This window comes from Tunicatimonas pelagia, assembly GCF_030506325.1.
Classification (GTDB): domain Bacteria; phylum Bacteroidota; class Bacteroidia; order Cytophagales; family Cyclobacteriaceae; genus Tunicatimonas; species Tunicatimonas pelagia.
The window spans coordinates 3746673-3766576 of the sequence record NZ_CP120683.1; the positions used below are offsets into that span (position 1 = coordinate 3746673).

Sequence of the window (19904 nt, forward strand, 5' to 3'; positions counted from 1 at the left end):
TGGTACAGGTTCTCCGGCAGAAAGTATTTTCTGCCAAAAGAACACTTACACGATCTTATTGTATTGACTCTGGTTTGCCAAAAATGGTTGTAAACGACTTACCATTTTTTAAAAGTAGCAGAATACGGAGATTCATACTTCGAGAAAGTGATGAATCAGCTACTCGATCACGAGTAGCTAGAATACAAATCGCGAGTTAGAAGGTGGATTTGACATTAACTAAACCTACACCATGAAATCGATTGCCGTTATTTACTGCTGTCTCTTACTAATAAGTTGTACCAATCAATCAGAGACCAGCCTGACTAAAACAATTTTGCTGGAAGAAGTTAAAAACAATCATACCACTGCTGACTGGTACGTACCTCTGCGTACGGCGGTTACTGGACTGACTGCGGAGCAAGCCGACTGGAAAGATAGTGTTGGTACGCACTCCATTCGGGAATTGCTCTCACACGTGCTTTTTTGGAATGAGAAGATACTAAGGGCTTATCGGGGCGAGCCTGCCCTGAGCTTTAACGGTGACAATGAATCTACCTTTACTAAGCTAGATAATGTGGACTGGAAAGAAGCGATAAATAGACTAGATAGCGTTCAAATACAGTGGGAACAAGCAGTGGCGCAGGCTACGGAGCAGCAATTAAAAGACGGAGGCTCCGAGATTGCCAGTATGCTCTCGCACATGGCCTACCATACCGGCCAAATTGTATACATCAGAAAGAGGAATGGTTGGTGGAAGTCGGCTCAGGGAGTAGAATGATTTTGAGCAACTGTGATGTTCCATCCATTTTAGTTTATTTCATCCCTCGCACCTTCATATCTAATATATACAAGGATTTCATGGCGGTGATGAAAAGTTTTTTACGGTCTTTCCCGCCGAAGCAAACATTGGCCGTCCAACCTTCGGGCACCGGAATCTGCTCAATCTGCTCACCCTGAGGATTGAATACGGTCACGCCTTCTTTTCCGGTTAAGTAAAGGTTTCCCCGCTCATCCAGCGTCATTCCATCCGATCCCATTTCCACAAATAGCTGGCGATTGCCAATGTTGCCGTCAGCTTTAATCTGGTAGCGGTAGGTTTTGCTATCATTAATATCCGCTACGTACAGTAGATTACCATCAGCCGTACCTACAATTCCGTTGGGACGCACTAAGTCAGTAGCCGCAACCGTCAGTTCCGACTGATTGGGTGGTAAGTAGTACACGTTTTCTTGCTCAATTTCTTTTTCATTCCGCTCCCAGTAATCTCGCTTGTAGAAGGGATCGGTAAAGTAAATTCCTCCGTTGGGGTGCGCCCATACATCGTTGGGTCCGTTGAGTTTCTTACCTCGGTAGTTATCAACCAGTATGGTTACTTCCTTATTTTCATCTATTCGCCACAGTTCATTCTGTTCATCGGCACAAGCCAATAGGCGGCCTTCTGGGTCAAAGTACAGGCCATTGGCCCGTCCGGCACCCTTCATAAATACGGAAAGCGTGCCATCCGTAGACCACTTCATAATCTGATCGTTGGGCTGATCGGTGAAGTATACGTTTCCCTGCTGGTCGGCAGTGGGACCTTCGGTAAATGTAAACTTGGAAGATACTTGCTGCAACGTAGCACCGTCAGCGATTAATTCGCTTATCGGCTTTGGGTTAGATTGGGTAAAAGACTTATAAAAAATCAGAAAAGTAAAAGAGGCAAGTAGCAGCAGGCTTCGCACAGTGAAATGGTTTTTGGTAGTAGTGCGATAAATATAAGGTAAGTTAATTACAATTTCTTACCTAGCCTCCGACTGATCTTGACTGATAGATTAGTAACCCCACCGTTCGTCGAGGGAAAGTGGCGATAGGTCTAATAATTTCATTACCCAAAACATTTGAACTTGGTAGACTATTGTAATTATAATCGTTTAAGAAAAGTAAGGTAATAGTTAAACATAAACCAAAAATGTCTTTATATAAATATTTTTTAATCTTTAGTTTATTAGGTCTACTAGTTACGCAAGCCCAAGCGCAACATCAGATCAGTGGTAGCATTGTTGATGGTGAATCGGGAGAACCAGTCTCATTTGCCAATGTTGCCCTGTACCCGGAAGACGAAGAAAGCGTACTGCAAGGAGCAATCTCCAATGTGAAGGGTAAGTTTTTTCTACAGAATGTTCCTGCCGGAAAGTACAATCTGGAGATAAAGTTTGTTGGGTACCAAGCTTATGAAATATCGGGACTAGAGGCTACTCAGCCCATAGAATTGGGTACTATTGAGATGAGCCGATCAGTACAAGAATTAGACGAAGTAGTGGTGAAAGGCAAAGCAGTTTCCAAACCAGTAGAAACTACGCTAGAGGGAATGGTAGTACGACCGGAGCAAAATCTGTCTAACTTGGGTGGAAGTGCCTTGGACGTTTTACGGAATACTCCCTCAATTATTGTGGGGCAAGACGGGGGAATAACCATTCGGGGTAGTAACTCACCTAATATTTTAATCAATGGGCGCAACTCCGCAATCGCTAGCGATTTAGCGCAACTGCCCGCCAGTGCCATCAAGAACATCAATATTATTACCAACCCCAATGCCAAGTACGATGCCGAAGGTACCGGTGGGGTTATCAACATTCAGTTGAAAAAAGGCAGCCAACCGGGTACGCACGGTAAAATGGAGCTTACCCTGGGCAACCGTTACCGGGTGAATGCTTCGGCCCGCATTAATCGGCAGGGGGAAAAGACCAACGCTTTTGGCGGTTATAATTATCGCCGTTCGCCCGGTATTGCCCGTAGTTCAGTCATCCGCGAAACCTTCGGCAACGATCCCCAAACGCTGCGTCAGGAGCGGGACATCGATCGTTTTGAAGAGAGTCATACCATCAACTATGGCCTCGATTACTACTTCCCAAACAGTACGCTTAGTTACGAAGGAGTGCTAGAGATAGAAGGCGAAAACGATAGCGAGGTAACTACCAGCCGCCTGACCAATGCCCGGGGCGAACAATTACTGTACAATGTGCGAGATAATACGGAAACCGGGGAGGATTTTGCCATAGACAACGCCTTAACCTACCAACGACAGTACCAGCGCAAAGGGCAAGACTTAAGAATATCTGTCAGTCACTCCTACCGCAACGGTTACGAAACCCAGGATGCGACTACTACTTCCCTAGATGACTCGGAGATACTACCTAGCCGACAGCGGGCAACTGACGATGGTCGTAGCCACGTTTCGGTCGGACAGTTAGACTACACTCGTCCGTTTGATAACAACAATAAGTTGGAAGTCGGGGCCAAAACCATTTTGCGTTCGTCTGATTCGGACTTTATCTTTGAGAACGTAGACCCGGCTACTGAAGAGTGGGTGAATGATTTGGAGGTGAGCAACCGCTTTTTGTACGGCGAACAAGTGTACGCTGCCTACGGAATCTACGGTCAAACGTTAGGCAACTGGGAGCTGTCCGCCGGAAGTCGCCTGGAATATACCCGTATTGATACCGAGTTGGAAACCACCGGAGAGGAAAACGATCAACGGTACTTAGATATTTTTCCCAGTGCTAAGGCACTGTACAAGCTGAACGATCAGCATACCTTCAAGTTTACCTACAGCCGCCGTATTGACCGGCCCAGCTCTTGGCGTCTCAACCCATTCCCCGATATTGCCGATACGTTGAACGTTCGCTTGGGTAACCCAGCTCTGCAGCCGGAGTATATTCAGTCGCTGGAACTGGGGCATAAGATGACTTTACCTAGAACCGATTTAACTTCTAACCTATTTTACCGTCGTACCAACGGCTTGGTAGATTGGCTGGTCAACGTAGACGAAAATGGAGTATCCACCCGCCGACCAGAGAACCTAGCTAGTGGCACAGTCTACGGACTGGAACTTATTACCACCAGTCAGATTAACGATTGGTGGGACATCAACGGAAGCATATCTTTCTTTCGCGCTCTCATCGACGGAACCAATCTGGATAGTGATTTTACCAACGATGCCTTTGCCTGGAATGCTAAGTTTACCAGTAGTTTTGCGCTTCCGGCTGACATCAACATGCAACTGGTTGGTAACTACGAAGCTCCCGAAGCCGAAGCCCAAGGCTTTGATGATGCCCGCTACTATGCCGACCTGAGTTTTCAGCGAAAATTCAACGATAAAAGCCAGGTGAGTCTGAGCATCCGCGATATTTTCAATACGTATCAATTTGGCAGCGAAGCTTTAACCGACGAGTTTCGCCAATACTTCGTCTACAAGCGTGACTCTCGCCAAGTGTACGTTACCTACAGCTATACATTCTAACAGTTGAATTGGATAGCAATCAACCCAAGCGACTGTGTTGAACCTGACAGTCCTGCCACCGATTTTAGGAGTTTGTCTTGTTCATCACTGATTATCAAACCCGACTTAGTATATTGCCGGAAAATGTAGGTTTTAGGAATTTATAACTGCCGGAGTTCTTGTCATAATTAGAACATTAAGTACCAATCCCTAGAGCCCGATACCAATTTTCAGATACTATGCACAACTTGACCAAATTACTAGCGGGGATGCTGTTAGCTTTGACCCTCATTTATTCCCCCGACCTTCAGGCTCAGCGCAAAAAGAAGAAGAAAAATCAGGAAGAGGAAACTTCCAAAAAATCTAAAGATTCCCCTATCAAGCCGTATTCCGAAATAATTACGGATGAAGCGGAAACCGACACCGGATTGTTTTCAGTACATAAGGTAGAAGGAAAATACTATTTCGAGCTAGCTGATTCGCTACTAGACCAAGAAATGCTGGTTGTCAGTCGGATTTCCGGACACGTGAAAGGATTGAACTTTGGTGGAGCCGGAATGAAGAGCCGTCCGCAGCAGGTGCTTCGCTGGCAAAAGATGGACGATAAAATCTTGCTTCGATCAGTTTCCTACAATAGTGTAGCCAGCTTTGAAGACCCCATCTACCAGTCGGTTCGCAATAACAACTTTGAGCCAGTCATCATGGCATTTGATATTAAGGCTTATAATGATGATACTACGGCTTACGTAATTGATGTTAATTCTCTATTTACGAAAGATATTGCTATGATTGGCGCACTGACTGATCAGCAGCGGGAAGACTTTGAGATTAAAGGGCTAGATCAGGAACGTAGTTTGATTACTTCAGCCCGGAGTTTCCCTCAGAATGTAGAAATACGGCACGTACTTACCTACAACGGTAACAAACTACCCGCCAACATTCTAACCAATACCCTCTCGGTAGAAATGAACCAGTCGTTTGTCTTGCTTCCGGCTGACCCGATGGAACCTCGGCTGTACGATGGTCGGGTCGGGTATTTTTCAATTCAGCAAACCAACTACAGCTTGGACGAACAACGGGCTGCTCAGCGACGCTACATTACCCGCTGGCGGTTAGAACCCAACGATACGGCTGCTTTTCGCCGGGGCGAATTGGTAGAACCGATTAAACCCATTGTTTACTACATAGACCCGGCTACCCCGCGTAAGTGGCGGGATTATCTTAAGCAGGGCATTGAAGACTGGCAGCCCGCTTTTGAAGCGGCCGGATTTAAGAATGCCATTATCGCCAAAGAACCACCCACCCCCGAGGAAGATCCCGAATGGAGTCCCGAAGATGTTCGTTACTCGGTGATCCGCTATATCACTACCGATATTCAGAATGCCCAGGGACCACACGTACACGACCCTCGCACCGGGGAGATTCTGGAGAGCGATATACTCTGGTACCACAATATTATGAGGCTGCTACGCAACTGGTATCTGGTACAAACGGCTGCTATTAATCCCGAAGCTCGCAGGGTGAAATTTAAAGATGAGGTAATGGGCGAGCTTATTCGCTTCGTAGCAGCGCATGAAGTGGGGCATACGTTAGGGCTTCCCCACAATATGGGTTCCAGCGTGGCGTATCCGGTAGATTCTTTACGTTCTCCTACCTTCACTAAAAAAATGGGAACAGCTCCCTCTATTATGGATTATGCCCGCTTCAACTACATTGCCCAACCCGGAGATGGCGACGTGGGGCTAAACCCTCAGGTGGGCCCTTACGATCTCTGGTCAATTAAGTACGGTTACACACCTCTGCTAGATGCTGATTCGCCCGAAGAAGAACATAAAATCTTAAATGAATGGATTAAAGAACGGGCTGATGATCCAATTTATCGCTATGGACCGCAGCGTTACAACCCTGATGATCCCACTTCTCAGACAGAAGATTTGGGCGATGATGCCGTAAAGGCTAGCGAGTACGGGATTGCCAATCTCAAGCGGATTCTACCGAAAATTTTGGAATGGTCTAACCAAGAAGGAGAAGATTACGATCAGTTGGAGGAACTCTATGGCCAAGTACTGGCTCAGCTCGGCCGTTATATGCGCCACGTAGGAACCAACGTAGGAGGAGTATATGAATACCGGAAAACCTACGATGAGGAGGGCACGGTATTCAGTCCGGTTGAGAGAGAGAAGCAAGCGGCCGCAGTAGCATTTCTAAATGAACAACTTTTCCAAACGCCGAGTTGGCTGATTAACCCAGAAATTACCCAGCAGTTTGAGGGAGTTGGTACCTTAGAGCGACTTCGCTCTTTTCAGGTAAGCACGCTCAACCGACTGTTTGAGGCAGATCGCCTCAACCGGTTGATTGAAACACAAGCAACTTCCCCGCAGGAAACCTACACGGTACTCGATTTATTTGAAGATACCCGCGAAGGCATCTGGGCGGAACTTGCTACCGGCGAAGCGATTGACCCTTACCGTCGTAATTTACAGCGAGCATATCTGGATAAGATGAAGCAGCTTATGAAATTAAAAGATCAGCAGTACGACCAGACTGACATTAAAGCCGTGACCCGGGCTACGCTGAACAATCTGCAACAAAGTGTGCGGCCGGGGCTAAGCAGACAACGTGATAATTTATCGCGTTATCATCTACAGGATGTGCAACAGCGGATTGAGCAAATTCTGAATCCTGAGAATTCATAGTCGGAAGTTTGACGAATAACGACTAATCAATGATGATTAATAAATAATTCTCAAGCCTTGCAATCTTCTAACCTCTAACCTAATCACAGATGGCTGTGGATAATGGACTGTCGACTGTGGACTAAAAACAACAATCAGCAACCAACCAATAATCTTCCTTTCCACTAACTCAAATACTCGCATTGATTCGTATTCTTAGCTTGGATGTGGTGCTGGGTGCTTGCGTATCAGCCTGGTTTATTGCTCAACTGTGTGGGGTAGAAGTTAGACTAGTTACTATTGTAGCATTGGGTATGGCCGTTTGGCTAATTTATACCGCCGATCATCTTTGGGATGCGTATCGGCTCCAGCATCCGGCGCATACGGTTCGGCACGGCTTTCACCAGCGTTATTTTCGGAGCTTGATCGTAACTTGGTTGATTGTGGCTAGCTTGGGGATAGTTCTGCTTTTTCGTATTCCACCTTCTGTTTTTCGGGGTGGACTGCTGTTATCAGCTGGGGTAATTGGTTATTTTGTCATCAACCAGCTCTTCAACCTCAGTCGAACGGTGCCTAAGGAATTATTAGCTGCTTTACTTTACACTCTGGGCATTTTTCTTCCGGTAATTGTCCAGGCCGACGGAATGAATTTAGTGGGCTACCTACTTTTCGGGCAATTCTTTCTGTTAGCACTAGCTAATCTCACCCTTATCTCCTGGTACGAACTAGAAAGCGACCAGCTTGATGGAGCCTCTTCGCTAGCTACCCAATACGGTACAGCCAGTGTCCAGCTCATCTCCCGAGCTTGTATTTTCCTCTCGGTAGCTCTGGCGGTTTGGGCAATGTTTAGTATCTCTTTCGCAGGTTATTTAGTTTTATTAGTGATGAGCGTTGTTTTGGGTAGTATCTGGGTATTTCCGGTTTGGTACGCAAAAAATGAGCGTTACCGCTGGGTAGCCGACGGTATTTTTCTTCTTCCTGCCTTTTACCCACTTGTGGTATGAGCCAGGATTTTTCTTTTGATCGTATTGCTCCGGCGTATGATACATTAAGCTATCTGGCTTTTGGTAGAAGCCTTCAGCGGGCGCAGCAATATTTTCTTAATATGATTCCCTCTCAGGCAAAAGTACTAATCGTTGGTGGTGGCAGCGGCAATATTTTGATTGATCTACTGAAAAACGCTTCCCCCGGGCACATCACTTACGTAGAGGCTTCAGCCACAATGATACGCCAAACCGAAAAAAGAATAGCTGATTATTGTCAGAGCAACCCTGAATGTGCAGTTCCAACTATTACGTTCATCCGAGGTACGGAACGTGACATTGAATCAACAGAAAAGTATCAGGTAGTGATTACTAATTTTGTGCTGGATATGTATTCGGGTTCATCGTTGGATGAAGTGATGGCGCGCATTGACAACGTACTCTCGGCAGATGCTATCTGGATTTTCACCGATTTTCGCTACAGTTCGCATCCACTAAAAAGGCTGTGGCAAAAACCACTCGCCCTACTCATGTACATTTTCTTTCGCTTCACCGCTAATATCAATATACAATCGTTACCGAACTACGATACTTATTTTCGGAAACTAGCTTGGAAAGCGAAACAACAGCGAAGCTTTTTCGGGGATTTTATCAGTAGTAAGGTTTACGTTCGGGCTAAGTCAGTGTGATTCTTCTTTAGATAATCAATAAAATTCTGACAAGACCGCAGTAATATTTGATAAACCTCTTCAAATCCATCGGCTTCGCTCCAGTAGGGGTCAGGCACATTTTTCGCACCAGCTTTATCGTCAAAATCCCGCATCAAGAAGATAGTATCATCAGATGCTTGGCTGGGCAGTAAACGTTTGATATTGCTGAGGTTGCTCTGATCCATCGCCATGATGTAGTTGAACTTATGGAAGTCATGCGTAGTAAACTGCCGACCTTGATGATCTAAATTCAGATGGTATTTTTGGACAACATCCATTGTGCGGGAATCCGGAGGTTCACCAATATGGTAGTCAGAAGTTCCGGCCGAATCAGAGTCAATCAATCCGGCTAGTCCATTTTTCTCAACTAAACTGTTAAAAACTGCCTCGGCCATTGGCGAGCGACAGATATTTCCCAGACAGACAAACAGCACACGAATCATAATAATGGAGTAGTTGAAAAAATTATTAAATAAATTTTTGCGAAAAAATAGGTCAAAAATGGCAGTAAAAGCACTTTTTGAAAAAAAATAATTTTTTTTCAATACAGGGGGTTACCTTTTCCCGCTTCGGAGTATATATAGGTACATAACACAAATTGTTTATTCATACACCTGTTTTAGCCAAGAAAACCTTCTTCATTTAAGAAGGTTTTTCTTTTTTCTGTCATCTATCTGCAATACTCAAACAAACCCTTCCAATAGCTCAACTATTGGTTCTCAACAATCACTACCCGAAAGTCTTCTTTTCTAACGACCAGCACAAAATCAATAATCAACTGTCCGATCCTGACTCCGGGCTTAGCATATGCTGCTCAGCAAAGTCAGAAAGCCAGGGATACCTGCTCCGGCGATGTTGATGACACACACCCGCTGAGAAATACCTGTTTTAATACGGTAGACTAGAAAACTTTCTTTTGACAGATAGAGCAGACTATTGACATCTTACCCAATTAAAACGATCATTGTGTGTTGCTTTTCCATGATTAGACATACGAAGTTTTGGCAGAAAAAATACTTTTTTTCTTCGGTGCTTTAGGTGTTTTTAATGCATTGTTATTGGCTATCTATCTACTTATAGTTAAGCCAAACCGCCGCTTAGATGACTATTTTCTTGGGATATTACTCTTTTATCTGGTAATACGAGTAGGTGTATCTTGCTTTCATTTTTTTGGACAGGCACCCCATGAGCTTATCAAGCTAGGGCTTATGGCTAACTTGTTTATAGGGCCGGTAGTGTTATTACTGATGAGGGCTTTGATTAATCCAGACAAGGTAATAATCAATCGTAGTTTGTGGCAGTTTGGTTTATTGTCTTTCGGCTTGGTCTTATCTTGGGTTTTGTTTGACCTTCCCACTTGGAACTGGAAAATTAGGTACATCATCCACTTTGTATTGACAGTTTATCTGATACAGGTGGCGTTTATCTGGAGAAGAGAGTTTGGGTATTTCTTTTCATCAAAGGGGCTCACTTTCAATGTGAGAAAAGCCATCATTATCTATTTAGCGATTGTGCTGATATGTTTCGGGTTCGCAGTGTCATTATTCTCCAGCTACATTGTGGGACCGTTGAGCTTCTCTATCATATTTTATCTGGCAATGGGCTATCTTTTATCGAACAGCCCGAAAGAATTAGACACCCCGAAAAAGAAGAGGTATTTCTCCCGTAAGCAGGTTGCCCCGCAGGAGTTTAATGACATAAACCAAAAGCTGACTCAGCTAATGGAAATCGATAATATATATCGAGACCCCGATTTAAAGCTTGAGGCACTCGCTACCCAGCTTGCTATCAGTAGACATTTATTGTCCAAAATATTAAACGATAACCTCGATGTGAATTTTCATCAATACATTAACAACTACCGGATACGCGAAGCCTGCCGAATATTGAGGGAAAATAAGCACTACAGTATAGAGGCTATCGCTTATGAGGTGGGGTTTCACAGTCGTTCTTCTTTCTTTACTGCCTTCAAGAAGCTGAAGGGGACGACACCTTCAAAGTATAGGCAAGAGGGTTAGTGCTCTGTCAAGCCTAACACTTCGGGTAATCTCATGCAATTTTTGACCCAGATCTTTGTTACAAAAAACTCTCGTAGCTACGGCTATGATCATTTTTTGTGTCGCGATCTGAGCCAAAAATTGTGGTGGCCTGAACCCGAATTTTAAACATTAACGGAGCATTAGTCCGTATTTATCATTTCGTACTCCCAACTTATCAATACAGACTGTTTTGGTAGGGTAAAAGGGCATCTTTACGCAAAAGAAAATAAAGTAAAGATGAAAAAAGCACTGGCTCTTTGGGCATTATGCCTTTCTATTGCTAACCATACTTTGGCTCAGCTAGAGTCACCGGAAGAGCGATCAATTTATAAAATTCCTACCAAACTACTGGCTGGAGAAGGTTTGAAGGCGACTAAGCCAGCGGATTCAAGCCGAGTTGCTCACCAGAAGCGAGTTTACGATGGAAAAGATATAGCTATTTATATGGTAGCCATCGGCACAGGAATCACCAACGAGTTTGAGAGCTTCCCGATGGAAGAATTTATCTTTTGGATGAACGGAAAAGCCGTTGTGGAACCCGCAAATGAAGCTTCTTTCGAAGTTCACTCAGGGGACTTTTTTGTGCAAGCTAAAGGGTTTCGGGGAAAATGGAATTTTGTTGATAATGGAGGCTTACACCTGGAGTTGGCACTAATTGCCAAGAATAGGCCCGACTCTACCGTTAAATCGCCTATTAGTAAAGCATTGGTTATTGATCGGGACATCCTCTCCGGAGTTTTCCGGCCAACAAATGGCACTATTTACCAGGGAGCGGAACTCACTGTAAATGTGCTCACTGAGCTTGAGCAATTTGAAAAAGTATCCCAAGAGCGTATGATACACGTACTAAGTGGGGTACTAACTGTAACCACCGAAGATCGGTCTGAATATGAGTTTTTTCCAGGCGACTTTTTCATCGTTTCTGAAAATATTGAAGGCTCTTGGGGCTCTAGTAGTTTGCAAGACCTTCGTGTACTGGAAGTTTACAAGACTAAGAATTGATAGTAGTAAAGAATTCCTGATTGCCCAATTAGCTCTTATTTGCTCCTATTATTCATTTCTTAAGTCGAGGTATAATATGATTCTCAATAAGTTCAATCCGGTCTTTGGCTCTGGGCTTAAAGCAAGAAGTAATGGCGACTACTATGCCTCTTTCTGAATCTACGTAAATCATGTTGCCCCCATCACCTATGGCGGCAAAGCAATTCGTACCGATAATCCACCATAAATAGCCATAAGATAATTCTCCCCATTGGCTATGGACTTTAGTGCTCTCATTCACCCATCTTGAAGATATTGTTTGCGGATTACCCCATTTGCCACGGTTTAAGTACAGCCGGCCTACTTTGGCTATATCTCTCGTCGTCAAAGTCAACCCCCAACCTGATGTGTTTGTGCCAGTGGGATCGACTACCCAACCATTCATATATTTATTCTTCAAGAAAGCAAAATGCTCCTCCTTACCCTGTATCCTAAAGCTTTTGGGAGCCTGTATATGCAGAGGTTTGAAAAGGTGTTCGTTGGCAAACTCTAGAAGAGATTTTCCGGTGGCTTCTTTAAGAATCCCAGATAAAACTTGCAGGCCAACCGTGGTATATTTGAAATCTTCACTTAATGATTTACCTCCCAATAAATCCAGGGTGGCCTTTGTCCAATCTTCGCTCGAGTACACCTTGGTATACGGTTCATACTTGAACTTGAAAGGAGCGGTCATGGTTAGTAAGTGCTCAATCGTCACTTTCTGAATTGTCTTTTCTCTTTTTTTGACCTCGTACCCAGGAAAGAAATCTAATACCTTTTGCCCTACATCCTGAATTAATCCTTGGTCTATGGCAATTCCCACCAAGACCGATACGATACTTTTGGTGACCGATGCTACATGAATCGTATCAGTTTGATTGTACCCATGAAAGTGATGCTCATATGTTGTTTCCCTACTGTCTTGAATGACAATTCCTGCGATGTTATCATAATCGCTTTGTATCAGTTCAACTAATTCATTGGGTAGCGTCTTAATCATCTCCACTATCGAGTGTTTTAGATGTTAATTCTGCTTTCTTATTGCAACTCTAAAATAGCCCGCTCCAATACTTCATCGGTCGTCAAATCATCCCAGTCAAAAAGAGCGGGTACATCGGGTGGGACACCGTTTTCAAATTCGGGGTTCAAATTCAAATCAAGGGCCTGGGTAATAGAGAAGCGATAGGTCCAACCGTTGGGTAATTGACCACCATTGGGTAATCCTAGTCCGCCACCAGTAGTGTCGCCCACCAATATAACGTTGGACAGTGCCTTGGTAGCTAGTGAAGTAAATGAACCGGCACTGTACGTGGCTCGGTCTACCAGAACTGCTACTTTTTTTGCATAACGAATGCCGTCGTAAGGTTTTACGCGAGCCGCTTCGGGTTCGGAAAAATCATCTCGGCCAGGACCGTTTTTGATACGAGAATAATATACAATCGTTTCTTCTTCTACCAGTCGCTCTAAAAGATTAAATATATCGGTGACACTTCCACCTCCATTCTCTCTCAAATCCAAAATCAACCCTTTAGTATCGGCATAACGTTCCAAGATAAAATCTAGGTTATCATTATCCACCGTTCCCGCAAAGGCAGGAAGCCGAACGTATCCGATTGCTTCATTATTTAAGAAATCATGAATAAAAGGACCGGAGACGTAGAAATCTTGCCCGATGTAATGATCAACCACAATTCGTTCGTCAAAATTATCTTGCCCTAGATAGCGTGTACCAAACCGGGAGATATTAAAGGGAGACACCAATCCGGTGTGGTCGTCGCGTAATTCAGCAAGCATGTCCCCCAGTACACTGAACAAGCTATCCTCCGACATGCCCTCAGAGATCTTGGCCGAATATTCTTTCCGAACGGCATCCCAATCAATATCTTTCAGCGCAAAGTAGGCGTATTTTTCTTTGCATTCCGTCCAAAGGTAATCGAAGTTTTCCATTGGACTGGTACTGGCTACGTCATCTTCAAAAAACGCCTCTTCACAAGCGGTGAAAACCAGCATTACTGGGACAAAGAATAAGATTATATTTTTCATTTTACTGGTTATTAGTGTTGAACAAAAGAGCAAATTTCAAGGTATGATTAGCCATTTCAAACCGATCTAAGTCACCACCGGTATGGTAGGTATCCCAGATATACGAAATTTGAAGAGCGTTTTTATTGCGTAGATAGCGAGTGTAATCCAGCCCAGTACTTGCCCGAAAACCCGAGACATTCAATTCATAATTTTCAAAAGTATTAGGTTCATTTACTTCGGTACCTTGCCCGGGATAATAAATATACCCATTCCGGTAAGCGGCATTAATGATTCCCGTATTTACCCGAAGTGATAGATTTTGTCGCCTTGCATTTTTCGCTGATCCGCTCATTTCCTTGGTTAGTTTGAAAGAAAAGAACAGTGTAGGAAATGCCTCTAAACCCAAGGCATTATTTCCCAGCTTGGGATTAGCTCTAAGGTTGCCAGTAGTATTAAACATCCCCCCTACTTTAGTGGTGAAGTTACTATTACTCCAAGCACCTACTTGGTATAATTGGGAATAAAAAAGCTCGAACCGATTGAAATTACTGCTCGTCGCGTTTTCATTAAAGTCGGTCTTAGGATTACCGAAGCTGTAGGTCAATGCTGCTTCGGATTCTCGGTAGCGATCGGCTTTTAGCCACGATGCCCCTACGTAGGTAGTCCAACCCTCATAGAATAAAGGCGAAGTGGCAAAATCCCTAAATTTTATCCGGTTGGTACCAACATTGACCCCAATGTACGCGGGCCGTAGTTTGCGGCGTTCCTTCTTAGATAAACCGGACCTTTCACTTGGTCTGCCGGGTACGGTGGTTTGCGCGCTACTAGTAAGCACCCATCCTCCGCTTAATACCAGCACCAACAAAAGGTGCCGAATCGTTTTTACGTAATACATGAATATAATTAGTTAATTGATGAATGAATCAACCAAGAAAATCCCAATGAAAGAGCAGGACTAATCAAGGCATTATCCCCCATAGGTGGCTCCGTATTGATTATATTGGTTGTTATAGTTAAGAGATTATGCTACTCTTTCGGTGGCTCAATATTCGCAACAAATGTACTCTGAGTAACCCTCAAGGTATCGGGGTGCTCGAGGTTACCGATAGGAAACAGTTTTTCTCCTACTGCTAAAGTTATTTGTAAGTGACCTTCTAGTTGTTGTGCTACCGGATCGTAGCGAGTGATGACAAGTTCATTAGGTGCTTCATCTTCCAAAATTTCATAAAATACTACTAAGGTTTCACCCCCATACGCTAAGGCTGAGCCGAAAGACGTATCTAACTTACAGTCGTTATCATTATCACTACTAATGTCAACACCTCTTCTTCGCAGCGTATATCGCCCTTCTTTAGCCGGAATATTTCCTATGAAAAATGATACTCCTTTTGTAAGGTCTGTACTGAGGTTGCTCAAAGATAGTGTGAGGTTGGTGGGGTTACACCTCCAACTACCAGCTAGTGCCGTAAATTCTGAAGACTTATTGTTAAGTACAAGCGTGGCTTTGCCAAACTCCGGGGTTGATGCCGACGGTTCTTCGTCGTCTTTACAGGCCAGCAAGCCTGCTACCAGCATAATCATTAAAATTGTGTTCTTCTTCATTATCATATTCGTAAAATTAAAGAGACTAAAAATCTTTGGTCTTGAAAACCTCGGGCACCTGGCTATGAACAGGTAGGAGCCCACAGTAGTAATTATTTTTTTCATACTCTTTTTGGCAAATACGCTTAATTTCTAGGGAGAAAGGTTTAAAGGAATAAATGGCGACTAGGCTATTGTTTTAGAAAACGAATACGAACTATTTCGCCGAGATGCCGGGATGAACGTAGTGCTAACAAGTAACTACCCGTGGCAAGCTGAGCTACCGACACTCCGTCAACCGCCACCGGGCCTTTAGCCACGACGCGACCTAGTACATCTACAATAGAGTAGGTGCCCTCGTTAAAACGATCAGTGCCCCGCCAGTATAGTACATCTTTAGTCGGATTAGGGTACACTACCACCGTGGTTTGAGTTACTTCTGAGGGGACATCAGTAATCAGTTTCTGTTTCAGCGTTACTAGAGCCGAAGTATCACTACTGTAGACTTCGTTATTCGTGTTCAGTGCATCCACCCGAAGCTTTCCTCGGAGTGGAGATACAGTCGATAGGCTGGTAAACTGATAGTTTTCTTTACTTCCGGTAGCTTGGCCTAGCAATATCCACTCTTCGCTATTTACAGGTTGAAAGTAGATAGCTACCGAATTTTCTTGATTTTCTATCGCCCATGACACGCTACTGACCGACGAAACAGTATCAATATTAGTAATCTGGATAACCTTAGCTGGAGGGCGACCTCGCCGTTGCTGAAAAAGCCACTCAATAAAAATGGGGTCTTTTATGACAACATCACAAACGCGGTGACATTCTACTCCTGAGCAAGGTAGTGTTTCTGATGTGTACTCCGTATAAAGATGAGTGCTATTTAGAATATTGTTATCAAGGTGAGGCTGAGCATTTACAACAAAGGGTAAGTCATCTTTTTCTAGTACAGTTACGATAGCTCGAGTATTTGTACTCGATCTGGGATCAATCTCACTAGCGTGCTGAAATGCCCAAACCGAAATTTCTGATAGGACATCTCTTGCCTCTTTCACTGAGGGGTTTCCCTCCTCCCCACTAAACCAAAATCCGCTCATGGGCGCAATAGCTGCGACGGGTATCTTCGAAACTACCGGAAACGCCCAAGCCCCAAACCCGCCTACCGAGTGACCCAGTACGTATATCCGATCAGGGTCTACCGTGCCTTCGTCAATCAACGTTTGAATAATGGCATCCAAGGCAGTATTAATATCTTCCTCACCCCACGAAAGGTCAAGAGATAATTGCGGAGCCAGCACGTAGGGCGCATACTTGTCTTGTACGTCAGGGGTAATCCACCCTTTGATCACCTCTCGGCGAGTAAGATGGCTACCCGGCCCGGCAAGATCTATCATCTCGCCGGTTCCGTGTAGCCCTACAATAAGCGGATAACCATTCTTAGGTTTTGGGGCGGTAGAGGTAAACGTATAGTAGGGTAGTTCAAAACCGTTGTCTAGCTCCAATTGCTTTCGGTCAAACTGATTGATAATTTCTTCATCCGTCTGGCACCAGCCTTGATCAAAAGCAGTAATGATAAAAGTGGTTATAAATAAGAATTTAGTAATGATGTGTTCAAAAGAACATTGCCTTAGCGTAGTGCTGCTGTACTTATCTTCAGGTATTGGCTGACTCATTTTTTCGCGAAGCTTCTCAAACAGCACTTCCTCTTCCAGCTTTTGGTAGCCTAAATAAGAAATCCGTTGTTCTAAATTATAGGTCAGGTTTTTTGTTTTCATAGCGATTTAGACATCTTCTGTAGGTCTATCGAATTGCTTAGGTAAGTGAACAAAAGAAATCAGGTACACAGCCTGAACTCAAAGTTACCGCCTAGCCTTAGAAAGCCTTTGTCAAAAAATCAAGATTTTGAAATTGATCCGAACGGCTAGTTTTGGTAATGCGAAGGTGGATTTCCGTAAATTTTCTTAAAGAGTTTACTAAATACTGATATATCGTTAAATCCCAGTAAATCTGCTACTTCTCCGATAGAATCTCCCTTCTGCTGAAGATATTCTTTGGCCTTTGCTACTTTAATCCGATTAATGTATTGATGAGGAGTTTGGCCGTAGACATTCTTGAAAGAATCGTATAGGTGGAATTTGGAAAGAGAAGACACTCTCGATAGCTCGTTTAGGGAAATAGGGTTATTAATGTTGTCATGGATATATTCGTAAGCTACCAGTAGTCTTTTAAAAGTCTCTAGTTGCGTTGATGGTTTCTTCGCTTGAACGCGCGCAGCAAGAGTGTATCCGTGATGCTGATCCTGATAAATAGACCCCAGTACAGTCATAGTAAGCTCCTCCGGATGGGTCAGGTGAAACATCGGCTTGCCACTGAGCTGGTGAATGCGCTGTAGGAGCTGACCTGATTTGTAGTGAGCCGCCCCCAACGGTTCTTCTAAAAAGAATGAATCTGCGCCTGCTTGACCAAACGGATTATCTAACTGCTGCGTCGGTGAAGCTGACTTAAAATAACTAAACTGCTCTCTAAGTACTCCGCAAATAACAATGCAGAGAGCATCAACGGGTTTCAATTTTGGGTTGATGTACTCCCAGCCCAGGCTAGGGTTAGTTACCACAAATTTGTCCCCGTTGATTCTTATCCGCTTATCTTTCCACTGCAACTCTCCCGCTCCGTTCTTGAAGTAAATGATCGTAAGATTATTATTCTCAAAAGCATAGTGAGACAAAGGGGCATCAAGGCGCATCAAGTAATTTTGCTCCTTGTCAAACTGATAAGGAGCTCTAGATACGCGCTTAGAGAAATGATCATAGAAAACATTGGTGTAATCGGTAATCATGGGAGGTGTGTAAACTACTCGTGGAAATAATAAGGTTGGTTGTTGTATTAGAATGTAGCAAAGCAATTACAGCTCTTCGCAGACATATCCTTGAGTCTGTAGTGCTGATGAAATAATTTCTGGCTCGGGTTCTTCAGCCTCTACCCGAAGGATATGATCACAGTCCTCCAAGTCAAAATTCCAACGGTCTTTCCGGTCAACCAGTGCGTTGAGTAGTGGGCGTAGATACTTCACTTCTTGTTGGCAATTCACCGATGTTTTAAATACTAATACAGTTTTTGTCATGGTAGTACTTCAATTTAGGTAAGGTTGTTATTTGTGGCTCCAAAATTTTTCATTCACTACTATGACAATGCTCAAGGCATCTACACGTATACGTACTTAGAAAAATTTGAAAAATCGTTCTACTATTTCCCTAGACACCACCATTGTCGGTTTAGTTTAAACGCTCCCCCAACAAAGACACTTTTTTTAGCCATTTATTACGGAAGGCCAGGCTTGAACGCTTGATGGGGGCGATGTACGTCACCTTTACTGGGTTGATTCCGCAAAACTGTAATGTTCCCTTCTTGAACTGATTAATCGTCGGGCTTTTCATAAATAAGTAGTCGTACCATCGGGGTGTATCAGCCGTTACAATTATTCTAGAGGTTTTCCCTTTCAGTAATTTATTGGGAAACGCTTTGCCCTCCACTGGTTGAAAGGTGATTCCGGGAAGAAAAGTCCGGTCAATGAAGCCTTTCATCAAGGCCGGGTAACCGTACCACCACATCGGAAATACCCAAACAATATGATCTGCTTTTTTGATTTTATCTATCGCATCTAAAAGGTCTGGCTCCAATTCAGTTTTTTGCCGATAACCGAACGATAGATTAGGATTGAACTTTAGGTCAGAAATGTTTAACTGCCAAATGGTTGAACTCGTTTTTTGAGCACCATCTGTGTACGCTTGTGCCAAAGCCCAATTAAAACTTTGCTTATCCGGATGTCCGTTTACTACTAATACTTGTTTCTGTTTCATTATTCCTTTTTTTGATAAAGGAAGTATGAGCCGTAATGAATTGAAAGGACATTTGTCTAATTCAACATCGATCTTCTGATCCTACTAAGGTGTCTTTGGCTGATGCCCAAATAAGAAGCAAGATAATTCAGCGGTATGTCGTGTAAGTAGTTGGGTCGGTTCTTAAGAAGATCTTCGTACCGTTTCTCGGCAGATTCTTGTTGCAAAAGGAATATTCTCTTTTCCATTTTTATGTACTCCTGCTCAGCCAAATGCTTAAATAGCCGTAGCCAGTTGGCACTTGATTTTTCCAGTGCTACAATCTTTTCTTTAGGTACAGAAATCATCCCTGTATCCGTTATGGCCTGGATGTTTTCTTGGGTAGGAGTCTGCGCGATGAAAGAAGAATAAGCGGTTAGAAAAGAGTTTTGAAAGGTAAAACAATAGGTTACCTCCTTACCGTCAGAGGAGTAATAGAACGATCGTAGTACACCCGAAACGATGAATACAATTTCTTTACATACTCGCCCCTCTTTTATAAAATGCTCATCTTTACTAAGGCTTTTGTTAGTAGCAACCTTTAGGAAAGACTCAATTTCCTCATCAGTAAGAATACCAAATGACTTTAAGTAGTTTACTATCGGTGTTCGATTCATTTCTTTGTTATGCTGATGATGCATTTTTTGACTTTTCCATCTCTTGAAAGGTTAGTGAAGAGTTTAAAAATGGACTTTTTGACAAATGGATATCTCGCCAGATAGTTATTTTACGCGTTGATTACAAAACGGATATATT

The 19904-nt window shown here is 43.6% G+C and carries 18 protein-coding genes; 7 read left to right on the forward strand and 11 right to left on the reverse strand.

Features of this window, described 5'->3' with window-relative positions:
- Positions 1 to 232: 232 nt before the first annotated feature.
- Complete coding sequence (locus tag P0M28_RS16040; RefSeq protein ID WP_302203465.1) at positions 233 to 760, forward strand: DinB family protein; 528 nt, start codon at positions 233 to 235, stop codon at positions 758 to 760.
- A gap of 34 nt (positions 761 to 794) precedes the next feature.
- Here P0M28_RS16040 and P0M28_RS16045 read toward each other — a convergent pair whose 3' ends face one another.
- The gene (locus P0M28_RS16045) at positions 795 to 1703 is read right to left on the reverse strand and encodes an SMP-30/gluconolactonase/LRE family protein (RefSeq protein ID WP_302203466.1); all 909 of its coding nucleotides are present in this window, start codon (positions 1701 to 1703) and stop codon (positions 795 to 797) included.
- A 227-nt stretch (positions 1704 to 1930) separates the two neighbouring features.
- Between P0M28_RS16045 and P0M28_RS16050 the strand changes: the two genes are divergently transcribed.
- From P0M28_RS16050 to P0M28_RS16065, 4 genes are all read left to right on the forward strand, one after another.
- A complete protein-coding gene (locus tag P0M28_RS16050; protein WP_302203467.1) occupies positions 1931 to 4261 on the forward strand; it encodes a TonB-dependent receptor in 2331 nt (776 codons plus the stop codon).
- Between the two features lie 218 nt (positions 4262 to 4479).
- On the forward strand, positions 4480 to 6936 hold the full coding sequence (locus P0M28_RS16055) for a zinc-dependent metalloprotease (RefSeq protein ID WP_302203468.1): 2457 nt from the start codon (positions 4480 to 4482) through the stop codon (positions 6934 to 6936).
- Between the two features lie 182 nt (positions 6937 to 7118).
- Entirely contained in the window at positions 7119 to 7919 is an 801-nt protein-coding gene (locus tag P0M28_RS16060; protein ID WP_302203469.1) for a hypothetical protein, read from the forward strand.
- A complete protein-coding gene (locus P0M28_RS16065; protein WP_302203470.1) occupies positions 7916 to 8587 on the forward strand; it encodes a class I SAM-dependent methyltransferase in 672 nt (223 codons plus the stop codon). Before P0M28_RS16060 ends, P0M28_RS16065 begins: the two co-directional genes overlap by 4 nt.
- Here the strand turns inward: P0M28_RS16065 and P0M28_RS16070 are convergent.
- Entirely contained in the window at positions 8563 to 9051 is a 489-nt protein-coding gene (locus P0M28_RS16070; protein ID WP_302203471.1) for a low molecular weight protein-tyrosine-phosphatase, read from the reverse strand. The two genes, P0M28_RS16065 and P0M28_RS16070, sit on opposite strands and share 25 nt — an antisense overlap.
- A 558-nt stretch (positions 9052 to 9609) precedes the next feature.
- Between P0M28_RS16070 and P0M28_RS16075 the strand changes: the two genes are divergently transcribed.
- Positions 9610 to 10626, forward strand: coding sequence for an AraC family transcriptional regulator (locus P0M28_RS16075; RefSeq protein ID WP_302203473.1), 1017 nt, complete (start codon positions 9610 to 9612; stop codon positions 10624 to 10626).
- A gap of 258 nt (positions 10627 to 10884) precedes the next feature.
- On the forward strand, positions 10885 to 11649 hold the full coding sequence (locus tag P0M28_RS16080) for a cupin domain-containing protein (protein ID WP_302203474.1): 765 nt from the start codon (positions 10885 to 10887) through the stop codon (positions 11647 to 11649).
- Positions 11650 to 11701: 52 nt separating this feature from the next.
- Here P0M28_RS16080 and P0M28_RS16085 read toward each other — a convergent pair whose 3' ends face one another.
- From P0M28_RS16085 to P0M28_RS16125, 9 genes are all read right to left on the reverse strand, one after another.
- On the reverse strand, positions 11702 to 12667 hold the full coding sequence (locus P0M28_RS16085) for a serine hydrolase domain-containing protein (RefSeq protein WP_302203476.1): 966 nt from the start codon (positions 12665 to 12667) through the stop codon (positions 11702 to 11704).
- 38 nt (positions 12668 to 12705) lie between these two features.
- On the reverse strand, positions 12706 to 13710 hold the full coding sequence (locus P0M28_RS16090; protein ID WP_302203478.1) for a S41 family peptidase: 1005 nt from the start codon (positions 13708 to 13710) through the stop codon (positions 12706 to 12708).
- 1 nt (position 13711) lies between these two features.
- Positions 13712 to 14587 (reverse strand): hypothetical protein, encoded by an 876-nt coding sequence (locus P0M28_RS16095; protein ID WP_302203480.1) that lies wholly within the window; start codon positions 14585 to 14587, stop codon positions 13712 to 13714.
- Positions 14588 to 14718: 131 nt separating this feature from the next.
- The gene (locus tag P0M28_RS16100) at positions 14719 to 15294 is read right to left on the reverse strand and encodes a hypothetical protein (RefSeq protein WP_302203481.1); all 576 of its coding nucleotides are present in this window, start codon (positions 15292 to 15294) and stop codon (positions 14719 to 14721) included.
- A 170-nt stretch (positions 15295 to 15464) separates the two neighbouring features.
- On the reverse strand, positions 15465 to 17048 hold the full coding sequence (locus P0M28_RS16105; protein WP_302203482.1) for a T9SS type A sorting domain-containing protein: 1584 nt from the start codon (positions 17046 to 17048) through the stop codon (positions 15465 to 15467).
- 146 nt (positions 17049 to 17194) lie between these two features.
- On the reverse strand, positions 17195 to 18109 hold the full coding sequence (locus P0M28_RS16110; RefSeq protein WP_302203483.1) for a helix-turn-helix transcriptional regulator: 915 nt from the start codon (positions 18107 to 18109) through the stop codon (positions 17195 to 17197).
- Between the two features lie 66 nt (positions 18110 to 18175).
- Positions 18176 to 18394, reverse strand: a complete 219-nt coding sequence (locus P0M28_RS16115; protein ID WP_302203484.1) for a hypothetical protein — start codon at positions 18392 to 18394, stop codon at positions 18176 to 18178.
- A 151-nt stretch (positions 18395 to 18545) separates the two neighbouring features.
- Positions 18546 to 19130, reverse strand: coding sequence for an NAD(P)H-dependent oxidoreductase (locus tag P0M28_RS16120; protein ID WP_302203485.1), 585 nt, complete (start codon positions 19128 to 19130; stop codon positions 18546 to 18548).
- A 56-nt stretch (positions 19131 to 19186) separates the two neighbouring features.
- Entirely contained in the window at positions 19187 to 19765 is a 579-nt protein-coding gene (locus P0M28_RS16125; RefSeq protein ID WP_302203487.1) for a Crp/Fnr family transcriptional regulator, read from the reverse strand.
- Positions 19766 to 19904: the final 139 nt, after the last annotated feature.